The 2,103-nt window shown below is 41.8% G+C and carries 3 protein-coding genes; all 3 read left to right on the forward strand.

Going from position 1 to position 2,103, the window contains the following annotated elements; translation table 11 throughout:
* A partial coding sequence (locus tag C7B70_RS25760; protein WP_106371689.1) for an ATP-binding protein occupies positions 1-1,047 on the forward strand: 1,047 nt, incomplete at its 5' end.
* Positions 1,048-1,072: 25 nt separating this feature from the next.
* Entirely contained in the window at positions 1,073-1,309 is a 237-nt protein-coding gene (locus tag C7B70_RS25765; RefSeq protein WP_106371690.1) for a hypothetical protein, read from the forward strand.
* A gap of 151 nt (positions 1,310-1,460) precedes the next feature.
* Positions 1,461-2,103, forward strand: a 643-nt coding sequence (locus C7B70_RS25770) for a hypothetical protein (protein ID WP_146134192.1), incomplete at its 3' end; no start/stop codon positions are given.

Genomic DNA, 2,103 nt, shown 5'->3' on the forward strand with positions numbered 1-2,103 from the left:
AACTTTCTCAAGCAGAAGAATGTCTATTGCGATGCCGTTTATCGTGCTGCTTTAGGGCTTTATATTGGAGAGTTAAATAATGTACTCCAAATGTATGCAAGTTTCCAGGGTGAAGGATTAGCATCAGCAATCGCGGATTATAAGATTCGGAAGCTGCAAGGGCGTGGAATTACTGTAGTTCCTCAGCCTGATTGTCATGCGGCGGGACTAGATGTTCTCGATGGCATCTTGGCAGAAATTACAGATTTACTCAAGCCTGAAGCAGAAATTGCAGGTTTACAATTTCCTAGAGGAACGATTCTGATTGGCCCACCAGGAACGGGTAAAAGTCTGTTTGCCAAAAGTGCTGCCTCTCGTTTAGGTTTACCTTTACTCTGTGCGGATTGGGCAGGGTTAATCTCGCCTGTCCCTGGTGAAAGTGTAGCGAATCTAAAGGCGCTATTGCAGTCTGCGGAGGCATCCGCGCCTTGCTTGTTATTTTGGGACGATTACGATAAAGCGTTTGCCTCCGCAGATTTATCTAAAGACACTGGGGAAGAGAAGAAACTAGCAGGTATGTTGCTCACTTGGCTGCAAGACCGCACTCCTCCCGTTTACACAATAGTTACCTTAAACCGAATCAATCAAATTCCCCCAGAACTGAAAAGAAGATTTGACCGCACTATCTTTGTAGATTTACCCCATGAAGGAGCGCGTCATGATATTTTTGGTATCCATTTATTGAAGTATTGTGGGGCGATTCCCAACTGGAGTGATCGCGATTGGAAAATCCTGATTTCTGAGTACGGGGAATGCACACCCGACGAGATTGGCAAAGCAGTCTACCTAGCAGCAGTGCGCTCATACAGACAGGGACGAACTCGCCAAATCACCATTGACGACTTGCTTTATCAGCGTAAACAGTTTACTCCAGCCAACATTGCCAATCCTGCTCAAATTCAGTCGATTCGTAACAATTCTAAGTTTGCGCTCAAAGCTTCCAGTGATGACCGCTCAAAGTGGCGAGTGGAACCTGACCCCATCTTCAAAACAATGCTAGGTCGGTAGAATTAAACCCAAAAGGAGAAAAAGTATGAATGACCGCGATTCTCAAAACCTTAACCTCTTTAATGCACTGATTGTATTTAGCCTACTTACCCTGTTTTGTCGGCTGTTCATGGCGGTATGGCGGCGCTCCAAGCTGGCGGCGATTCTATTAGTCACTGTGGGACCATACCTCCTTGCCGCTCTACATAGTTATGAGCAGGATTCTTCATACCGCGCCTTATGTCAGAGTAAGCCTGAGCAAGCTGCTTGCAAACGTTATTAATCTACTGGCTCGAAGATAGCTTTTGTAGGTGTAAACTACCCACCAAAGTGTTGATGGACGTAGCTAGAGATTTGTCCGCCAGGATCTAATTATCGGTTGTACAAGTCAAATGTTTTGACACGCAAAATCTTGAATATTTTATATAAAAATTATGCCTTGCTTTGATTGTGGAATGACCAAGATTGAAGATGCACCTGCGTATCAAATTTATCATCAAATTCAACAGCAATTTCACCCTCTTTTTATAGAGAACTTCAGTACAATATTGCTGGCAATTACAATATTGATAGTTTCCTGGCACGAAAGGATTTTTGAAAAAAAGAGACAGACATTTCAGTTGTTATCTAAAACCAAAATAGTAGCATTAAAGTCTTCGTCAAAATGGGGCGTACTTCTACCAAATAAAAAGGGGAAGATACGTTTAATTCAGGAGGATTCTGTACAAGTGGCAACTATACATTTAGGTCAGGGTAGAAACCTTGAGCTAAACAAGGAAATCTGGGAACTAGGTAAGCTTGAGTTTTTGAGAGCAGATAATCCATTAAGTAAAGTACAGACAAATATTGTAACTGCTGTACAACAAAAACTAGGTTTACAGGAAGACTTGGAGCAACTAACAGCCCATGCTCAGAAAGCTAAAGATATGTATGAATTGATTAAAGGTTTTGAAAGCGATCCAGAAATTGTCCGAAGATATGAAGATATTTATCTACAACATTTAGAATCAATTTCTCAATTAAATATTTCTCAGGCTTTGCAAGATGAAAACATTAAGCGACTACTCCTATTCGTAG

Origin of the sequence: Chlorogloea sp. CCALA 695 (genome assembly GCF_003003885.1) — a bacterium.
In the GTDB taxonomy this organism is placed as follows: Bacteria; Cyanobacteriota; Cyanobacteriia; order Cyanobacteriales; family Chroococcidiopsidaceae; genus Aliterella.